This is a genomic window from Massilia oculi, from assembly GCF_003143515.1.
Lineage (GTDB): Bacteria > Pseudomonadota > Gammaproteobacteria > Burkholderiales > Burkholderiaceae_D > Telluria > Telluria oculi.
The window spans coordinates 3822170-3838436 of the sequence record NZ_CP029343.1; the positions used below are offsets into that span (position 1 = coordinate 3822170).

At 65.9% G+C, this 16267-nt stretch carries 16 protein-coding genes and 1 tRNA gene; 6 read left to right on the forward strand and 11 right to left on the reverse strand.

Annotated features, from left to right (window positions below):
• Positions 1–20: 20 nt before the first annotated feature.
• The 4 genes from DIR46_RS17435 to DIR46_RS17450 form a co-directional block, all read right to left on the reverse strand.
• Positions 21–97: transfer RNA gene (locus DIR46_RS17435), tRNA-Met, on the reverse strand.
• An 81-nt stretch (positions 98–178) separates the two neighbouring features.
• The gene (miaA, locus tag DIR46_RS17440) at positions 179–1111 is read right to left on the reverse strand and encodes a tRNA (adenosine(37)-N6)-dimethylallyltransferase MiaA (RefSeq protein WP_229446286.1); all 933 of its coding nucleotides are present in this window, start codon (positions 1109–1111) and stop codon (positions 179–181) included.
• Between the two features lie 22 nt (positions 1112–1133).
• The gene (gene mutL, locus DIR46_RS17445) at positions 1134–3077 is read right to left on the reverse strand and encodes a DNA mismatch repair endonuclease MutL (RefSeq protein ID WP_109346365.1); all 1944 of its coding nucleotides are present in this window, start codon (positions 3075–3077) and stop codon (positions 1134–1136) included.
• Positions 3078–3121: 44 nt separating this feature from the next.
• Positions 3122–4051 (reverse strand): peptidylprolyl isomerase, encoded by a 930-nt coding sequence (locus tag DIR46_RS17450; protein WP_109346366.1) that lies wholly within the window; start codon positions 4049–4051, stop codon positions 3122–3124.
• 209 nt (positions 4052–4260) lie between these two features.
• Here DIR46_RS17450 and DIR46_RS17455 point away from each other — a divergent pair, with 209 nt between their 5' ends.
• Positions 4261–5283: a carbonic anhydrase gene (locus DIR46_RS17455; RefSeq protein WP_109346367.1), complete on the forward strand. Its 1023-nt coding sequence runs from the start codon at positions 4261–4263 to the stop codon at positions 5281–5283.
• A 54-nt stretch (positions 5284–5337) separates the two neighbouring features.
• On the opposite strand, the gene DIR46_RS17460 is transcribed toward DIR46_RS17455, so the two are convergent.
• Genes DIR46_RS17460 through tsaE form a run of 3 tightly spaced genes read right to left on the reverse strand, consistent with a single transcriptional unit; the run spans position 5338 to position 8112 of the window.
• Positions 5338–6123, reverse strand: a complete 786-nt coding sequence (locus tag DIR46_RS17460) for a D-hexose-6-phosphate mutarotase (protein ID WP_109346368.1) — start codon at positions 6121–6123, stop codon at positions 5338–5340.
• Positions 6124–6136: 13 nt separating this feature from the next.
• Positions 6137–7651 carry an N-acetylmuramoyl-L-alanine amidase gene (locus DIR46_RS17465; protein WP_109346369.1) on the reverse strand — a complete coding sequence of 505 codons (1515 nt, stop codon included), beginning with the start codon at positions 7649–7651 and terminating at the stop codon, positions 6137–6139.
• Positions 7603–8112: a tRNA (adenosine(37)-N6)-threonylcarbamoyltransferase complex ATPase subunit type 1 TsaE gene (gene tsaE / locus DIR46_RS17470; protein WP_109346370.1), complete on the reverse strand. Its 510-nt coding sequence runs from the start codon at positions 8110–8112 to the stop codon at positions 7603–7605. Before tsaE ends, DIR46_RS17465 begins: the two co-directional genes overlap by 49 nt.
• Positions 8113–8152: 40 nt before the next feature.
• Here tsaE and queG point away from each other — a divergent pair, with 40 nt between their 5' ends.
• Complete coding sequence (queG, locus tag DIR46_RS17475) at positions 8153–9250, forward strand: tRNA epoxyqueuosine(34) reductase QueG (protein WP_109346371.1); 1098 nt, start codon at positions 8153–8155, stop codon at positions 9248–9250.
• A gap of 19 nt (positions 9251–9269) precedes the next feature.
• Here queG and DIR46_RS17480 read toward each other — a convergent pair whose 3' ends face one another.
• The 3 genes from DIR46_RS17480 to DIR46_RS17490 form a co-directional block, all read right to left on the reverse strand.
• Positions 9270–9650 carry a DUF3052 family protein gene (locus DIR46_RS17480; RefSeq protein WP_109346372.1) on the reverse strand — a complete coding sequence of 127 codons (381 nt, stop codon included), beginning with the start codon at positions 9648–9650 and terminating at the stop codon, positions 9270–9272.
• Positions 9651–9798: 148 nt separating this feature from the next.
• Positions 9799–10380, reverse strand: a complete 582-nt coding sequence (locus DIR46_RS17485) for a response regulator transcription factor (protein ID WP_109346373.1) — start codon at positions 10378–10380, stop codon at positions 9799–9801.
• A gap of 96 nt (positions 10381–10476) precedes the next feature.
• Positions 10477–12486 carry a two-component system sensor histidine kinase NtrB gene (locus tag DIR46_RS17490; protein WP_109346374.1) on the reverse strand — a complete coding sequence of 670 codons (2010 nt, stop codon included), beginning with the start codon at positions 12484–12486 and terminating at the stop codon, positions 10477–10479.
• A gap of 166 nt (positions 12487–12652) precedes the next feature.
• On the opposite strand from DIR46_RS17490, the gene DIR46_RS17495 reads away from it, so the two are divergent.
• From DIR46_RS17495 to DIR46_RS17510, 4 genes are all read left to right on the forward strand, one after another.
• Complete coding sequence (locus DIR46_RS17495) at positions 12653–13648, forward strand: TRAP transporter substrate-binding protein (RefSeq protein ID WP_109346375.1); 996 nt, start codon at positions 12653–12655, stop codon at positions 13646–13648.
• Between the two features lie 436 nt (positions 13649–14084).
• A complete protein-coding gene (locus DIR46_RS17500) occupies positions 14085–14609 on the forward strand; it encodes a methylated-DNA--[protein]-cysteine S-methyltransferase (RefSeq protein WP_109346376.1) in 525 nt (174 codons plus the stop codon).
• Entirely contained in the window at positions 14582–15484 is a 903-nt protein-coding gene (xerD, locus tag DIR46_RS17505; RefSeq protein ID WP_109346377.1) for a site-specific tyrosine recombinase XerD, read from the forward strand. Before DIR46_RS17500 ends, xerD begins: the two co-directional genes overlap by 28 nt.
• Positions 15485–15564: 80 nt before the next feature.
• Entirely contained in the window at positions 15565–15792 is a 228-nt protein-coding gene (locus DIR46_RS17510; RefSeq protein ID WP_109346378.1) for a hypothetical protein, read from the forward strand.
• Positions 15793–15863: 71 nt separating this feature from the next.
• Here the strand turns inward: DIR46_RS17510 and DIR46_RS26965 are convergent, their stop codons facing one another.
• Positions 15864–16238, reverse strand: coding sequence for a hypothetical protein (locus tag DIR46_RS26965; protein WP_205288995.1), 375 nt, complete (start codon positions 16236–16238; stop codon positions 15864–15866).
• Between the last annotated feature and the right edge of the window lie 29 nt (positions 16239–16267).

A 16267-nucleotide genomic window follows, 5' to 3' on the forward strand; every position in this document is an offset into this window, starting at 1 on the left:
AGCCATTCGCCTGGAATTCTTGGTGGTGATAGGTGGACTTGAACCACCGACCCCAGCATTATGAGTGCTGTGCTCTAACCAGCTGAGCTATATCACCGCAACGACCAATATTATCGGGCGCGACCGGTTGCGTGTCAAGATCGCGGCGTGTTCTGCGCGTAAAAATGTCGCGTCGATGTCATTTATCCAACGCTTCGAGGTGGTCCAGCATCGCTCCCGCCGGGTCTGGCCCCAGGCAGTCGATCACGATCCGGTCCGGCATCGCGCGCAGCCAGGTGATCTGGCGCTTGGCCAGCTGGCGGGTGGCGATGATGCCCAGTTCACGTAATTCTGCACGGTCGATGTTCCCGTCGAGGTAGTCCCAGGCCTGGCGATAGCCGACGCAGCGGATCGACGGCAGCGCGGGCGACAGGTCGCCGCGCGCACGCAGGCGCGCCACTTCCGCCACCAATCCTCCGTCGTCGGTGTCGCCCAGCATCTGGTCGAAACGCAGCGCGATGCGCTTGTGCAGCACGGCGCGGTCATCGGTCTCGAGGCCGAACGACACCAGCTCGAACGGCAGCGCGGGCTTGGAGCGCTTTGCCAGCAGGGCCGACATCGGCTGGCCGGACAGTTCGAAGATTTCCAGCGCGCGGTTGATGCGCTGGGCGTCGTTCGGCGCCAGGCGCGCGGCCGTCGCCGGATCGACCGCGCGCAGCTTCTCGTGCATGCCGGGCCAGCCGATGCGCGCTGCCTCCGCATCGAGCGCGGCGCGCACGCCCGCATCCGCCGTCGGCAGGTCGTCCAGGCCGTCGACCAGTCCCTTGAAATACATCATCGTGCCGCCCACCAGCAGCGGCAGCTTGCCGCGCGCCGTGATCTCGGCCACCAGGCGGATGGTGTCGGCGCGGAACTGCGCCACCGAATACGCCTCGAGCGGATCGAGGATGTCGATCAGGTGATGCGGCACGGCGGCCAGTTCATCGGGCGTGGGCTTGGCGGTGCCGATGTCCATCCCGCGATACACCAGGGCCGAATCGACCGAGATGATTTCGCAAGGCCGCGTTTGCGCGATGCGCAGGGCGCTTGCCGTCTTTCCGGACGCGGTCGGGCCCATGATGGCCACAGCCATTGGTTTCTTCATCTCGTTCATCTTACTGGCCGCGCAAGAACAGTTTATCGAGCGCGGAGATCTCGAGCTGGACCCAGGTCGGGCGGCCGTGGTTGCACTGGTCGGCGCGCTCGGTGCTTTCCATCTGGCGCAGCAGTGCGTTCATCTCGGGCACCGCCAGGATGCGGTTGGCGCGCACCGCCGTATGGCAGGCGAGGGTGCCGAGCAATTCGTTCCTGCGCTCGATCAGCACGCGCGAGCCGCCGTATTCGCGCACGTCGCGCAGCACGTCGCGCGCCAGGGTCTGGGCGTCGGCATTCTTGAGCAGGGTCGGCACGCTGCGCACGGCGAGGGTGGTCGGCGACAGGGCGGCGATGTCGAAGCCCAGCGCCTTCAGGGTATCCTGGTGCTCGGTCGCGGTGGCGACTTCGATCGCGTCGGCGTAGAAGGTCACCGGGATCAGCATCGACTGCACCTGCATCTCCTGGCCCTGGGCCTGGGCGTCGAGCGCATTCTTGATCTGCTCGTAGAGGATGCGCTCGTGGGCCGCGTGCATGTCGACCAGTACCAGGCCGCGCGTGTTCTGGGCCAGGATGTAGATGCCGTGCAGCTGGGCCAGCGCGAAGCCGAGCGGGAAGTCGTCGTTCGACAGCGGGCGGTCCGACGCCGAGAGCGGCACATCCATCGGCGCGGACGAAGGCGCGGGCGCCGTGGCTGTCGCATCCGACTTAAACAGCGCGCCATATGCCTCGGTGCGCTGCGCCACGCCGCCGCTGGTTGCAGGATCATCCCAGCGGCTGCCCGCCGGATAGGGCGACGGCGAGAATGTTGAAAACTGCGTCGACAACTGCGACCCGAACGAGGTCTGCTCGTGCGGCCGCATCTGCGGCTGCGATGGTGACGGCGACATCTGCCACAGCGGCGTGCCGCTCGGCCTGACTTCCGCCGCCGTGATCGGCGCCGGCACGCTGCCGTGCGCCGTGGCCGAGGTCTGGGCCAGCGTGCGCTGCACCGCGTGGAACACGAACTGGTGCACCGCGCGGCTGTCGCGGAAGCGCACTTCGATCTTCGACGGGTGGACGTTGACGTCGACCAGCGCCGGATCGAGGTCGAGCGACAGCACGTACGAGGGGAAGCGGTCGCCGTGCAGTACGTCCTGGTAGGCGGCGCGCACCGCGTGCACCAGCACCTTGTCGCGGACAAAACGCCCGTTCACGTAGAAGAACTGGCCGTCGGCGCGCGCCTTCGAGGCCGTCGGCAGGCCGACGTAGCCGTGCAGGTGCAGCGGACCGGCCGATTCGTCGAGCGCCAGCCGCGCCTCGGCGAAATCGCTGCCGAGGATGTGGGCGCTGCGCTTGGCCGCCTCGCTCACGTTCCAGTGGTCGATCGTGCGGCCGTTGTGCGACAGGCTGAACGACACGTCCGGACGCGCCAGCGCGATGCGGCGCACGACTTCGGCGCAGTGGCCGTATTCGGTCTGCTCGGATTTCAGGAACTTGCGCCGCGCCGGCGTGTTGAAGTACAGGTCCTGCACGTCGATCGTGGTGCCGAAAGCGCCGGACGACGGCGCGACCGTGCCTTCGTGCGAGCCGACGATCTCGAAGGCGTGGGCCGCATCGGGCGTGCGCGAGGTGATGCGCACTGCCGCCACCGAGGCGATCGAGGCCAGCGCCTCGCCACGAAAGCCCAGCGTGCCCACGTTCTCGAGGTCGTGCAGCGAAGAGATCTTGGAGGTCGCATGGCGCGCCAGCGCCAGCGGCAGTTGTTCCGGCGCGATGCCGCGGCCGTTGTCGGTGATCGCAATGCGCTTGACGCCGCCTTCTTCGAGGCGCACGGTGATCTGGGTCGCGCCCGCGTCGAGCGCGTTTTCCAGCAGTTCCTTGACGACGGCCGATGGCCGCTCGACCACTTCGCCGGCGGCGATCTGCGAGATGAGCTGGTCGGGGAGCTGCTGGATGGGACGGTGGGTCGGGGCAGGGGCGTTCATACCGCGATTATATCGCGCTGCCACGCCCCCGGATCGTCAACGGCTTATTGCTGTTCGCGCACGGGAATGGGCACATTGCACAGGTCGATGGCGCCGGCCGCGACCTTGGTCCACGGGCCACCGCGGTTGCGCTGGGCCTCGATCACGGCCTGGAAGGCGGCGCTCTCCGTGCGCATCACCTCGAGCTTGCTGCGTTCAGGCAGCGGCACGTCGGCCGCCAGGCGCACGCTGGCGATCGGCGTGCGCTGTTCGGCTTTCTCGTAGAAGCCGGCGGCGGCCGTCCCGCGCGGCATCACGGTGAGCAGCGGCATGCCGGACACGATGCGGCCGACCACGGTGATGTTGCGGTCCAGGTGGCGCGGCGCGTGGCCGATCACCGTGTACAGCTGCGAACCGTTGCCCGTATTCGACCCCTCGTCGCGCGCCACGCCGACCATGGCGTAGCAGTGCGGCAACCAGGTCTGGCCGGCCTTGGGGTCGCGCGCTGCCGGGAAGCCGTCCACGTGGCCCACCTGCGGCGCGTAGACGTCGCGCTCCTTGAGCTGCGTGAACGCGCCGGTGCCCTTGGCGGGCACGGTGAATTCGGCGTCCACCGTCCTGGCGGCCTTGAACGGGCGCGGCGTTTCCTCGTCCGGGTCGCCCCATTGCACCACGAAGCCATCTTGCGCGCGCATGATCCACAAGCCGTCGAAATAGCGCTCGCGCACCAGCGCGCGGATGTTCGCGGCCGTCTTTGGCGCGAAGTTCGGCGCCAACTCCATGACCACGCGGCCGGCCGGCAATTCCATGTACAGCGTGTTCTCGGGATCGAGGGGGCGCCAGTCGCCCGGCTTGGATGCCTTGACCACGTCCGCCACCGAGGGCTTGGGCGGCAATTCCTTGCCGGACCCAAGCGGTGCGGCGCCGGCGTCGTGCGCGAGCACGGCAAGGAGCGCCATGGCGGTGATTGCGTGGATCGTGGTCGCTGCCTTCATGGATTCTCCGTTTGGTTATGTGTATCAGGCAATTGTAGTCGAGCGTGAGGTCTGTACAAACTTGGCCGGCACATCCTGTGCCTTAGTTGACAATTGGTGTAAATAAGGTGGCAAAGGGTGCAAATTGTGCGCCCTTTGTTGCTGCTGCGCACTCAAGTTAGCGGCGCCGGTTCCGATAAGGATAGGGTAAGCACACTATCTGGACACCCATGCGTAACCTGATCGCCCTATTCTGCCTGAGCCTGGTCACCGCTCTGGCGAATGCGAACGATGCAGCCCCCACGACCAAGCCGGCGGTTGAGAAACCGATGGCGATCGCCTCGATCAAGCCGAATCTGCGGCCTGGCGCGGCTACCCCTGCTGCCGCCCAAAAATCCGAAGAGGATGCGGAAGTCGACCTGTCGGTCCGCATCGCCGAAAAACTGGCCGAGCTGCGCGCCAAGCAAGCCTTGCGCGCCGAGGACGCCGCACGCGCGCGCCGCGCCGCGGACGCCCGCCGCAAGAAGGAAGCCGCCGTTGCCGCTGCCGCGGCCGTCGAAGCCGCCAAGCCGAAGAACGGCACCCACTGGACCTATGAGGGCGAGTTCGGCCCCGAGAACTGGTCGAAGATCAATACCGCCTGGGCGGCCTGCAATACCGGCAACCGCCAGTCGCCGATCGACCTGCGCGACGGCATCAAGGTCGACCTGGAGCAGATCAACTTCGACTATCACCCGAGCTCGTTCAACGAGATCGACAATGGCCACACGATCCAGGTGAACGTCGCCGGCGGGAACTTCCTGAGCGTGGGTGGTACGACCTACGAGCTGCAGCAATTCCACTTCCATCGCCCGGGCGAAGAGCGCATCAACGGCAAGGGCACCGAGATGGTCGTGCATCTGGTACACAAGAGCTACGACAACAAGATCGCCATTCTGGCGGTGCTGCTCGAGCGCGGCGACGCCAATCCGATGATCCAGACCGTGTGGAACAACCTGCCGCTGGAAAAGCACATGACGGTGACGCCGTCGATCGTGCTCGACGTGAACGAGATCCTGCCGGCGCGGCGCGACTACTTCACCTATATGGGCTCGCTGAGCGAGCCGCCGTGCACCGAGAACGTGCTGTGGCTGGTGATGAAGCAGCCGATGACGGCGTCGCCCCAGCAGATGGCCTTGTTCTCGCGGCTGTATCCGTTCAATTCGCGGCCGGTGCAGCAGGCGAATGGGCGGATGGTCAAGGAATCGATGTAGAACAAAAAACGCGCCGAGGCGCGTTTTTCATGATCCGGACTCGCGTGCGGATCGTCAGGAAACGCGGTAACGCCCTTCCCACACGGCGCCCGGCGCCAGGTCGACCGGGGCCAGCTGCGCCGGCTCGATGCACACGAAGCGCTGGTACTCGTCGTCTTCCATGTCGACCAGCGCGGCCGTATCCGCCGCGCCCGGATTCCACACCACGGCATCGCTGAAACCTTCCTGTTCCAGCGTCAGTACGCGCGCCCAGGTGCCCAGGGTAATGCCGTCGCCCACGTTCTCGTAGACCACATCGAGCTTGTCGGCGATCGACAGCGTGCCCGCCTCGAGCCCCTCGATGCGCACGTCCGCCAGGTGCGGCACCAGGTGATAGGTGTGCAGCGCCGCCGCGAACGGGAAGGGCGCCTCGCCCGTGTTGCGCACGCTGAGGGCCATCTCCAACGCATTGGCGCGCACGGTCACGCGCAGCGCCAGCGCGAAGCGATGCGGCCAGGCCGCGGCCATGGCCGGCGCCAGGTCGGCCTCGCTCAGGCCGAACTCCGCCCACGCCGCATCGCCCTCGATGCCGTTTCCTTCCAGGCGCCAGGTGCTGACGCGTGCAAAACCATGCCGCATGCCGTCGCCGCGCTCGCCGAACTGGGGAAAGATGACGGGCACGCCGCCACGGATCGCGCGGCTGCCGTCCAGGGCCGAGCGGCTGCTGAGGAACATGCGCTCGCCGCCATCGGCGCCATGCCACGACACCAGGTGGCCGCCATACAGGGTGACGACGGCGCTGGCGCCGTCCGGCGCCGTGATGCGAATCGCGGGCAGTTGCCCGAAGGTGATGTTTTCCATGATGGGGTCGGGCTCAGGTCTGGCGGCTCTTGGCCATGGGCGGATTATCGGCGAAATAGCGGCGGATGCCGTTCGTGATCGCATTGGCCAGCTGGTCCTGGTAGGCGTCGTCGTTCAGGCGCGCTTCTTCCTGCGGGTTCGAGATGAAGGCGGTCTCGACCAGGATGGACGGGATGTCCGGCGCCTTCAGCACGGCGAAGCCGGCCTGCTCGACCGAGGCCTTGTGCAGGCGGTTGATGCCGCCGATTTCCCTCAGCACGGCCTTGCCCAGCTTGAGACTGTCGTTGATCTGGGCCGTGGTCGACAGGTCGAACAGCACGCTGGCCAGGTGCTTGTCGGCCGTGCCGGTCAGGTTGGCGCCACCGATCAGGTCGGCCTTGTTCTGGTCGTTCGCCAGCCAGCGCGCCGCGCTCGAGCTGGCGCCTTTTTCCGACAGCACGAACACCGATGAGCCGCGCGCGGTCGGCGAAATCCAGGCATCGGCGTGGATCGAGACGAACAGGTCGGCCTGCACCTTGCGCGCCTTTTGCACGCGCGTGCCCAGCGGCACGAAGAAGTCGCCGTCGCGGGTCAGCATCACGCGGGTATTCGGCATCTGCTCCAGCTTGGCCTTGAGGCGCTTGGCCACCGCCAGCACGATGTCCTTTTCGCGGCTGCCCTTGGCGCCGATCGCGCCCGGGTCTTCGCCGCCATGGCCGGGATCGAGGGCGATGGTGATCATGCGCGCCACCTTCTGGGCAGGCTGCGGGGCCGGGCTGCGCGTTGGCGGCGCTTGCACCGCCACGGCCGGGGCCGTGCCCTTCAGGCCCGACATCTCGGCTTCGAGCTTGGCGATCGCGTCCGGGCCGGCATTCGGCTGGGTGCGCGGGACGGCGGGCGGCGGCACGGGAATCTGCACCGGCGGCGTGCCGGTGACGGGATTGGGCGAGGCCGGCGCGCCGGCCACCGGCGTGCTGGCGACGGGATCGCCCAGGGCCGGCTGGTTGGCCGCCAGGGTCGTGGTCGGGCCCGGGCTCCAGTCGCCCTGTTCGATCAGGGCGGCGATCGGGTCGACCGGGGCGGCCGGATACAGGTCGAACACCAGGCGGTGCTGGTAGCCGGCCACCGGGGCCAGCGTAAACACCTGCGGCTTGATCTCGGCCTTCAGGTCGAACACCAGGCGCACCACGTTCGGGCGGTTCTGGCCCACCCGCACCAGCTTGATGTACGGATCGTTCGGCTCGATCTTGGCCACCAGGCTCTTGAGCGTGTTGCTCAGGGCGAGGCCGTCGATATCGACCACCAGGCGCGGCGGATCGGGGATCAGGAAGTGTTCGGCCTTGAGGTCGGTGTCGTTTTCCAGCGTCACCCGGGTATAGTCGGGGGCGGGCCAGACACGGACGGCCAGGATTTCATTGGCGCTGGCGTGCAGCGGGATGACGGACAGCAGCAGCGTGCCGCCGGCCTTGAGCAGGACACGGCGGCGCGAGGACGAAGGCGTCACGCGGGCGGCTGGGGCGGCAGAAGGGGGGCGAGACGGTCGAGGCATAGCAGGCCTAATTCGGACAACGCCTGCAATTCTACATCACGGCCGGGTCCGCTAACGTTGAGCAAGACACGCAAGTCGGGCGGCGGCAACACCGGATCGCCTTTTTCGGGCCACTCGACGATACACACATTGCGCCCGTCGAAGTCCTCGCGAAAGCCCGCGTCCAGGAATTCTTCCGGGCTGGCCATGCGATACAGGTCGTAGTGGATGACGTTCAAAGGCTTGTCATCGAGCATCACCCGATACGGTTCCGACAAGGTATAGGTCGGGCTCTTCACGGTGCCGGTGTGGCCCGCCGCCTGGATCAGCGCGCGTGTGAGGGCGGTCTTGCCGGCGCCGAGGTCGCCGTGCAGGTAGATGACCAGGCCCGGTTGCAGGGCGCACGCCAGGGCGGCGCCGAGGGCGGAAGTGGCGGATTCGTCCGGCAGATAGCGCTGCAAGCGCGATTTAAAAGGCTGCATCGAATAAAATAGCGAGTTGTTCTGCGTGATTTCTTGCGGTATGCCCACTTCCCCCGACCCTGCCCCCGACCTGCCCCAGCTTGCGCGCGCCATCAAGGCGTGGGGCAAGGAACTGGGCTTTGCCGACGTGCGCATCGCCGATGTCGACCTGGGCCACCTGGAGGCCGGCCTGCAAGCCTGGCTGGACGCGGGTTACCACGGCGAGATGGATTATATGGCAAGCCATGGCATGAAGCGTGCCCGTCCCGCCGAACTGGTGCCGGGCACGGTGCGCGCCATCGTGGCGCGCATGGATTACCTGCCCGCCAACGGCGACGGCGACTGGCGCGCCGGAGAGCGCCTGCGCCAGCAGGATCCGGACGCCGCCGTGGTCTCGGTCTACGCCCGGGGCCGCGACTACCACAAGGTCTTGCGCAACCGCCTGCAGTCGCTGGCCGGCCGCATCCAGGACGCGATCGGCCCGTTCGGCTTTCGTGTGTTCACCGATTCGGCGCCGGTGATGGAGTTGCCGCTGGCCGAGAAGGCCGGCCTGGGCTGGCGCGGCAAGCACACGCTGCTGCTGTCGCGCGCGGCCGGCTCGACCTTCTTCATCGGCGAGATCCTGGTCGACCTGCCGCTGCCCGTCGATCCGCCCACCGGCGCCCATTGCGGACAGTGCCAGGCCTGCATCGACCTGTGCCCGACCGGGGCGATCCTGGGGCCGGGCAAGCTTGACGCACGGCGCTGCATCTCTTACCTGACGATCGAGCTCAAAAGCAGTATTCCGGAAGCGTTGCGGCCCCTGATCGGCAACCGCATCTATGGTTGCGACGACTGCCAGGTGGCCTGTCCGTGGAACAAGTTCGCCCAGCGTGCTTCAGTACCGGATTTCGACGAGCGCAACGGCCTCGGCGAAGGCGACCTGGTTGGCCTGTTCGCCTGGGATGAGGAAGAATTCAACCGCCGCATGGAAGGCAGCCCGATCCGCCGGATCGGCCATGAACGCTGGCTGCGCAACCTGGCAGTGGGATTGGGAAATGCCGCCGAGAAAAAGCGCGGAGATACGGCCATCGTGGCTGCCCTGCAATCCCGGCGCGATCATCCATCCGAACTGGTGCGCGAACACGTCGCCTGGGCCCTGGCGCGCCACGCCGCCTGAGCCGGTATGCATCAGGCCATCAGATCTCGATGCGCTTCAGGCGCAGGGCCGACCAGTCGCCGTCGATCGAGATCATGGCCACGCCGGTGATGCCGTTCTCCTTGGCATAGGCATTGATCGAATCGCGGTTGATGTCGGTGGCCTTGGAGGCGGTCTGCTTGAGATAGGCGATCCACAGCGAACCCTTCTCGCCGAGCTTGCGCTTGGCGACGTCGAAATAATGCTCGAGATCCTTGCGGTGCATGCAGAACATCAGGATCACGTCGAAGGGGCCGTCGCCCTCCTTGACGATCTCGGCCGGCATCTGGGCCGTCACATTTGGATTGACCTGGCCATTGAGCACCAGCATCGATTTCGCCGTTCGTAAAAACATCTTGTCTGCAACTGTCTTTTCGTTCATTGGGGTTTCCTGAAAGAGAGTGGCATCGCGGCGCCCGGGGCCGCGGCGCGTTCAAGACTATTTTACAAGGCTTCCATTGAGAGGTTGGAACGCTTGACTCGCGACAAGGTCGGCAAAAAGGGAGAGGCCGCGCGAATGCGCGGCCGATTTATTTCAACAGCCCGGCCAGTTCGACAGCCGTCTTGACCTGCATCTTGTCGAAGATATGGGCCCGATGCACTTCGACCGTGCGCATGCTGATGCCCAGTTTATCGGCCACCACCTTGTTCATCATGCCGGCCAGGATCAGGTCGAGCACTTCGCGTTCGCGCGCCGACAGGGTGGCCAGGCGGGCCTGCACGCCGGCCGAGGCGGCGGCCTTGCGCGAGGCGGCGAGGGCTTCCTCGACCCGGTCCATCAGCTGGTTGTCGTTGAAAGGTTTCTCGAAGAAATCGAAAGCGCCGCGCTTGAGCGAGTCGACCGCCATCGGCACGTCGCCGTGGCCGGTGAGAAAGATCACGGGCAGGCGCGGCAGCAGGCCGCGCTTGATCAGGTCGTCGAACACGGCGATGCCGTTCATGCCGGGCATGCGCACGTCGAGCAGGACGCAGTCGCCGCTGACGTCGAGGTCTTGCAGGGCGTCGAGGAATTCCTGGCCGCCCGCGTAACCGCGCGCTGGCAGGCCGCGCGATTGCGCCAGCCAGGCGAGCGAATCGCGAATGACTTCTTCGTCGTCGACGATGTGCAGCATGCAGGTCTCCGTAGTGGCGGGATAGGCTTCCCGCCTCGTTGCTTTTCTAGTAAAGATGGCGCATCGGGTGAACACCGACGCGCCGCAGACCGGATTTTAGCCCAGCGCCCGGCTGGCCGCTTGGGCCGGCAACGAAAATGTGAACACGGTGCCCCCGGCCGGATGCGGCGCATGGCTCAGGGTGCCGCCATGGAACTCGATCGCGGTGCGGCAGATCGACAAGCCCATCCCCATGCCCTCGGCCCGGGTCGAGTAGAACGGAGAAAACAGCCGCTCTGCTACTTCAGGGGCGATGCCGTGGCCGCGGTCGATCACCGCCACCGCCACCTGCCCGTCCGTATGCGTCGCCTCGATCCGCAGCACGCGCTGGTCCGGCGCCGTGTCCTGCATGGCCTGGATCGCATTGCGGGTGAGGTTGAGCAGCACTTGCTCCAGCATCACGCGGTCGGCCAGCACCGGCGGCAAGCCGGGCGGCAATTGCACGCGCAGCGCCACGCCGGCCTGGCGCGCCTGCAGCTCGATCAGGGCGTGCACGTTGGAAATGATGCTGCGGATCGTCACCTCCTGGCGCAGCGGTTCGCGCTTCTTGACGAACTCGTGCACGCTGCGGATGATCTGGCCGGCGCGCTGGGCTTGCTGGCGCGCCTGTTCCAGTGCGTGGCGCAGCATGCCCGGCTTGAGGTCGTCGCCGGTGCCGGCGGCGCGCTCGAGCATGTTCAGGGCGCCCACCGTGTAGCTGGAAATCGCCGCCAGCGGCTGGTTCAGCTCGTGCGCCAGCATCGACGACAACTCGCCCATGGTGGCCAGGCGCGCGCTGGCCTGCAGCTTTTCTTCCTGCTGGCGGTTGAGCTCTTCCACCCGCTTGCGGTCGGTGATGTCGAGCACCGAGCTCATCCAGCCGGTATGGCGGCCGTCGACGTCCACCAGCGGCGCCTCGAACACCAGCACCGGCACCCGGGTCCCGTCCGGACGCTGGAACACGGTCTCGAATTGCGGCGTGACCTTGCCCGACAGGATGCCCTGGAAGCGTTCCTCGTATTCGGCGGTCGCTTCCGGCGCCCAATACGCCATCGGCGGCTTCTTGCCGACCAGTTCTTCCGGCGGATGGCCGACGATCTGGCAGAAGGCGCGGTTGACATAGGTGACGCGGCCCTTCAGGTCGCGCGCGCGCAATCCGGTGAGCAGCGAGTTTTCCATCGCCGTGCGAAACGCCATCTGCTGGCGCAGCGCGCTTTCGGCCGCCAGCGTGCGCGAGATGTGGCGCCACAGCGCGGCCAGGCTGGCCAACAGGCCCAGGGCCAGCACGATCACCGAGCCCACCAGCAGGTTTGGCAGCAGCTGCGGCGCGCGCTTGACGCTATTGGTCGACAGCACCAGCTGGGCGCCGGGCAGGTCGAGCTCGCGCTGGTGGGTGTAGACGCCGCGCCCCGGACCGCCGGCGGCGCGCCGCGCCACCGTCTGTTCGTCGCGGTCCACCAGGGCCAGGGCATTGTCCTGGGCGAACCACCAGGGCACGGTTTCGTCGAGCAGCACCTGCAGGCTGTAGGTCGCGACCAGGCTGCCCACGAACTGGCCATTGCGAAACAGTGGCAGGTAGAAGTCGATCAGGCCATGGGTGGAGGGCGTGGCGCCATACGGTTCGCTGTAGCGGCCGCGCCGGATCGAGCGCGCCATTTCTCCGGCCAGCGCCGTGGTCTCGGGCAGGCCGGCGGCGGGCAGGTCGGCGCCATGGCTGTCCAGCACCGCGCCGGAAGCGTCGCTCCACACCACGCGCACCAGCTCTGGGCCGTTGACGAACATCTGGCGGAAACGCGCCTGCAATTTCTCCGGCGGCAGCGGCGCCACCACCAGGTCGGCGCCGAGGGCGCTGAGGGCGTCCTCGCTGCGCGCCAGTTCGAAGCGCAGGGTCTGCTCGACCCACAGCGTGTCCGCAATCAATTGCTCTTGGCGCTCGGTGCTTTCCATCTGGCGCGCCTGCCAGGGCAGCCAGATCAGCACCGCAAGGAACAGCAGCACCAGCAGCATCGGCACCAGCCAGCGCCAGAACCGCCAGGCGCGGATGCGCGCGCGCGGTTCCGATATGGGCTGGGCGAACGGAATTTTCATGCATGAGTCCTGTATTGGTTAAACTGTCCGGCTGTTGTGGAAGTCCACGATGGCGGTCGACCACGGTGCGGCACAGACTTGCGTGCGGCAGTGCATCCGCCAGTGTAAGGGAAGCGCCTCGATGCTTTCCAAGGTTTTAGCGTCTATTAGAAAGAATCAGACCGTCATGCAGATCAAGACCCTGGTCGTCACAGCGCTGTTCGCGCTGGCCGCCGCGAGTGTCGACGCCCTGGCGCAGGGACCGATCGTCATCAAGTTCAGCCACGTGGTGGCGCCCGACACGCCGAAGGGCCGGGCCGCCGAGCGTTTCAAGGAGTTGGCCGAGCAAATGACAGGCGGCCAGGTCAGGGTGGAAGTGTATCCCAACAGCCAGCTCTACAAGGACCGCGAGGAACTCGAGGCCCTGCAACTGGGCGCGGTGCAGATGCTGGCGCCGTCGCTGGCCAAGTTCTCGCCGCTGGGCGTGCGGGAGTTCGAGGCGTTCGACCTGCCATATATTTTCCCGGACAAGGCGGCGCTGTACAAGGTGACCGAGGGAAGGATAGGGCGCGACCTGCTGCGCAAGCTCGAGTCCAAGGGCATCACCGGACTGGCGTTCTGGGATAACGGCTTCAAGATCATGTCGGCCAACCAACCGTTGACCTCGCTCAAGGATTTCGAGGGATTGCGCATGCGTATTCAGGCGTCCAAGGTATTGGATGCGCAGATGCGTGCGCTGGGCGCCCAGCCGATGACGCTGGCTTTTTCCGAGGCCGCACCCGCCCTGCGTGATGGCGTGGTGGAGGGTACCGAGAACACGCCGTCGAATATGTACACCCAGCGCATGCACGAGACGCAAAGCCACCTGACGGTGTCCAACCATGGCTATCTGGGTTACGCGGTGATCGTTAACAAAAAATTCTGGGATGGCTTGCCGGCAGCCACCCGCAACACCCTGGCGCGCGCGATGCGCGAAGCCACGGTATACGAGAAAAAGATCGCCCAGCGCGCCAACGACGACGCCATGGAAGCCATCCGCCAGGCCGGCACCACGACGATCCACACGCTCACACCGGCCCAGCAGGCCGAGTGGCGGCGTGCCATGCAGCCGGTATACGGACAGATGGAGAGCCGGATCGGCAAGGAAACCGTGCGTGCCATCTTGCGTGAAGTTGGGCGGTGACGGGGGGCAGGGATCAGGCTTTTGGATGGCACACACGGACATGCGCCTACAGCATATGGGCAATGGCGTTTTGTTTATAAGTAAAATAATTTTCCAAATTTGTGGCCTAAAAGATACATTTTCTATAAGAACTTGCGTTATGATGGGGCTCATTCGCACTGTCATGGTGCGCAGCAGTGCCAAGAACAAGCAACAGTAGCGGCATGCAAGGTTTTTGGGGGAGCATTGATAAAAGCACGGTAATCCATACCGGAGACATTCGAGGAGACACCACGTTTGACAGAAGTCGCTGGCAATGACCACGCGACCGGAAACGTGACCCGAATTGGAGCGCACCCGAGGGTGCGCTTTTTTTTCGCCCAACACGCCAATCGCTGGCCGGGTGTGCGCCGCCCGGTTAAGATGCCTGGGCAACACATTGCTCAGTAGACCCATCATGAAGACCAATCCTGCCAGCCAGATTTTCAATGCCATCGTGCCCGCTCCTTTCGGCGCGCTGGGCATCCGCACCGCCGACGACAAGCTGCGCGAAGTGGTCTACCTGCCGCCGTCGTTCGAAGAAAAAAGCGGCGACAGCGCCATTGCCCAGCGGAGCGCCGAGCAGCTCGCACGCTACCTGGCCGACCCCGATTTCACCTTCGACCTGCCCTTGGTGGCGGTCGGCACCGAGTTCCAGCGCAAGGTGTGGCAAGAAATCAGCGCCATCCCGCGCGGCGCCGTGCGCACCTATGGCCACCTGGCCAAGGTGATCGGCTCGCATCCACGCGCCGTGGGCCAGGCTTGCGGCGCCAATCCGTTCCCGTTGATCCAGCCATGCCACCGGGTGACGGCATCCGGCGGCCTGGGCGGCTTCTCGAACCAGAACGACGAGAACGGTTTTCATCTTTCGGTCAAGCGCTGGCTGCTGCGGCACGAAGGCGCGACCGCCGCTCCATGGCAGCAGCAGTCGATCTGGCCCTGATCGACGAGTTCTGCGACACGCTCTGGCTGGAACAGGGCCTGGCGAAGAACTCGCTCGACGCCTACCGGCGCGACCTGCGCCTGTTCGCCGGCTGGCTGGACGCCAGGCGCCCCGGCCGCGGCCTGCTGGCCGTGGGGCCGGAAGACCTGGCCGCCTATTTCGCCGACCGGCATCCCGAGTCGCGGCCGAGCACGGCCAACCGCCGGCTGTCGGTGTTCAAGCGCTTCTATGGCCTGCTGCTCCGCCGTGGACAGATCGCGACCGATCCCTGCCTCAAGATGCCGTCGGCGCGCCAGCCGACCCGCTTCGTGCATACACTGACCGAGGACCAGGTCGAGGCCTTGCTGGCCGCCCCCGATACTTCGACGCCGTTGGGTTTGCGCGAACGCACGATGCTGGAGCTGATGTATGCCAGCGGCTTGCGGGTATCGGAACTGGTGGCCCTGAAACTGGTCGAAGTGAGCCTGAACGATGGCGTGCTGCGCGTGACCGGCAAGGGCAGCAAGACGCGCCTGGTGCCGTTCGGCGAAGAAGCGCGGCGCTGGCTCGAACGCTACCTGAAGGAAGCGCGCGGCATCATCCTGAACGGCCAGGTCGACGACGCCCTGTTCGTCACGGGCCGCGGCGGCCCGATGACGCGCCAGATGTTCTGGATCCTGGTCAAGAAACACGCGTCGAAGGCCGGCGTCACCGGTCCGCTGTCGCCGCACACGCTGCGCCACGCCTTCGCCACCCATTTGCTGAACCACGGGGCCGACTTGCGCGTGGTGCAGTTACTGCTGGGCCACGCCGACATTTCGACGACCCAGATCTACACCCATGTGGCGCGCGAGCGCCTGAAGCGGCTGCACGCACAGCATCATCCACGTGGATAGCGTAAGTCGCGAAACGCGGAGTAGTCCATAATGGCTGTGCAGATGCAGCATTTCCTTGAATTCAACACGTCGAGGTGACTATGGCACGGAACAATTTTTCATACGAAAAGCGTCAACGGGAACTCGAAAAGAAGCGCAAGGCCGAGGAAAAGGCCAAGCGCAAGCTGGAAGCGAAGAACGCGCCGGCCGATGGCGCCGGGGCGGTGCAGCCCGATGGCGCTGCGGACGGCGATGCGGACGGCGAAGCAGAGGGCGCTGCGCCGGGCGAAGAACATACCTCCGCCGCGGCGCCGCCGAGCCTCGCCTGAGCGGCCGGCCCGTCAAGAGGATTGCGCGCGTGCTCCGTCGCGGTCGATGGAGCCCCTGGCGCATGATGGAACTATAAACATCCACAACGGTCTGAGCCATCTGAATGCGACAAGCTGTCAGTTGGCCGGTGTGAATGGCGGTATGGCGCGACAGAGTGCATGCCGCCCGCCGTTTGCGAGCTCGCAAACGGCATGGCCCGCCACGGTATAACAATGTCGGTGTTGTCTGCCTGCGTATTGTTGTTTCCATAGCGAAAGGCCGTTGCTTTGAACGAACCACCGCCAAAGCCAGCGGCGCCCACATCCGCGCCGACGGCTGCGCCGTCATCCGCGCCTTTATCTGCGCCGTCATCCGCGCCTTTATCTGCGCCGTCATCCGCGCCTTTATCTGCGCCGTCATCCGCGCCTTTATCCGATCCTCCGCTTGCCGGGGAAGAGAAGGCCATTCCCGCAAGCGACTTTCCGGCGCGCGCCG

What these genes read in the sequence shown, in the direction of transcription:
- DIR46_RS17480 (WP_109346372.1), bottom strand. Translation starts at nt 9,650, where the DNA reads ATGAACGAAAAGACAGTTGCAGACAAGATGTTTTTACGAACGGCGAAA.
- DIR46_RS17485 (WP_109346373.1), bottom strand. Translation starts at nt 10,380, where the DNA reads ATGCTGCACATCGTCGACGACGAAGAAGTCATTCGCGATTCGCTCGCC.
- DIR46_RS17495 (WP_109346375.1), top strand. Translation starts at nt 12,653, where the DNA reads ATGCAGATCAAGACCCTGGTCGTCACAGCGCTGTTCGCGCTGGCCGCC.
- DIR46_RS17490 (WP_109346374.1), bottom strand. Translation starts at nt 12,486, where the DNA reads ATGAAAATTCCGTTCGCCCAGCCCATATCGGAACCGCGCGCGCGCATC.
- DIR46_RS17500 (WP_109346376.1), top strand. Translation starts at nt 14,085, where the DNA reads ATGAAGACCAATCCTGCCAGCCAGATTTTCAATGCCATCGTGCCCGCT.
- DIR46_RS17460 (WP_109346368.1), bottom strand. Translation starts at nt 6,123, where the DNA reads ATGGAAAACATCACCTTCGGGCAACTGCCCGCGATTCGCATCACGGCG.
- mutL (WP_109346365.1), bottom strand. Translation starts at nt 3,077, where the DNA reads ATGAACGCCCCTGCCCCGACCCACCGTCCCATCCAGCAGCTCCCCGAC.
- miaA (WP_229446286.1), bottom strand. Translation starts at nt 1,111, where the DNA reads ATGGCTGTGGCCATCATGGGCCCGACCGCGTCCGGAAAGACGGCAAGC.
- DIR46_RS26965 (WP_205288995.1), bottom strand. Translation starts at nt 16,238, where the DNA reads ATGGCCTTCTCTTCCCCGGCAAGCGGAGGATCGGATAAAGGCGCGGAT.
- DIR46_RS17450 (WP_109346366.1), bottom strand. Translation starts at nt 4,051, where the DNA reads ATGAAGGCAGCGACCACGATCCACGCAATCACCGCCATGGCGCTCCTT.
- xerD (WP_109346377.1), top strand. Translation starts at nt 14,582, where the DNA reads ATGGCAGCAGCAGTCGATCTGGCCCTGATCGACGAGTTCTGCGACACG.
- queG (WP_109346371.1), top strand. Translation starts at nt 8,153, where the DNA reads ATGCCCACTTCCCCCGACCCTGCCCCCGACCTGCCCCAGCTTGCGCGC.
- DIR46_RS17510 (WP_109346378.1), top strand. Translation starts at nt 15,565, where the DNA reads ATGGCACGGAACAATTTTTCATACGAAAAGCGTCAACGGGAACTCGAA.
- tsaE (WP_109346370.1), bottom strand. Translation starts at nt 8,112, where the DNA reads ATGCAGCCTTTTAAATCGCGCTTGCAGCGCTATCTGCCGGACGAATCC.
- DIR46_RS17465 (WP_109346369.1), bottom strand. Translation starts at nt 7,651, where the DNA reads ATGCCTCGACCGTCTCGCCCCCCTTCTGCCGCCCCAGCCGCCCGCGTG.
- DIR46_RS17455 (WP_109346367.1), top strand. Translation starts at nt 4,261, where the DNA reads ATGCGTAACCTGATCGCCCTATTCTGCCTGAGCCTGGTCACCGCTCTG.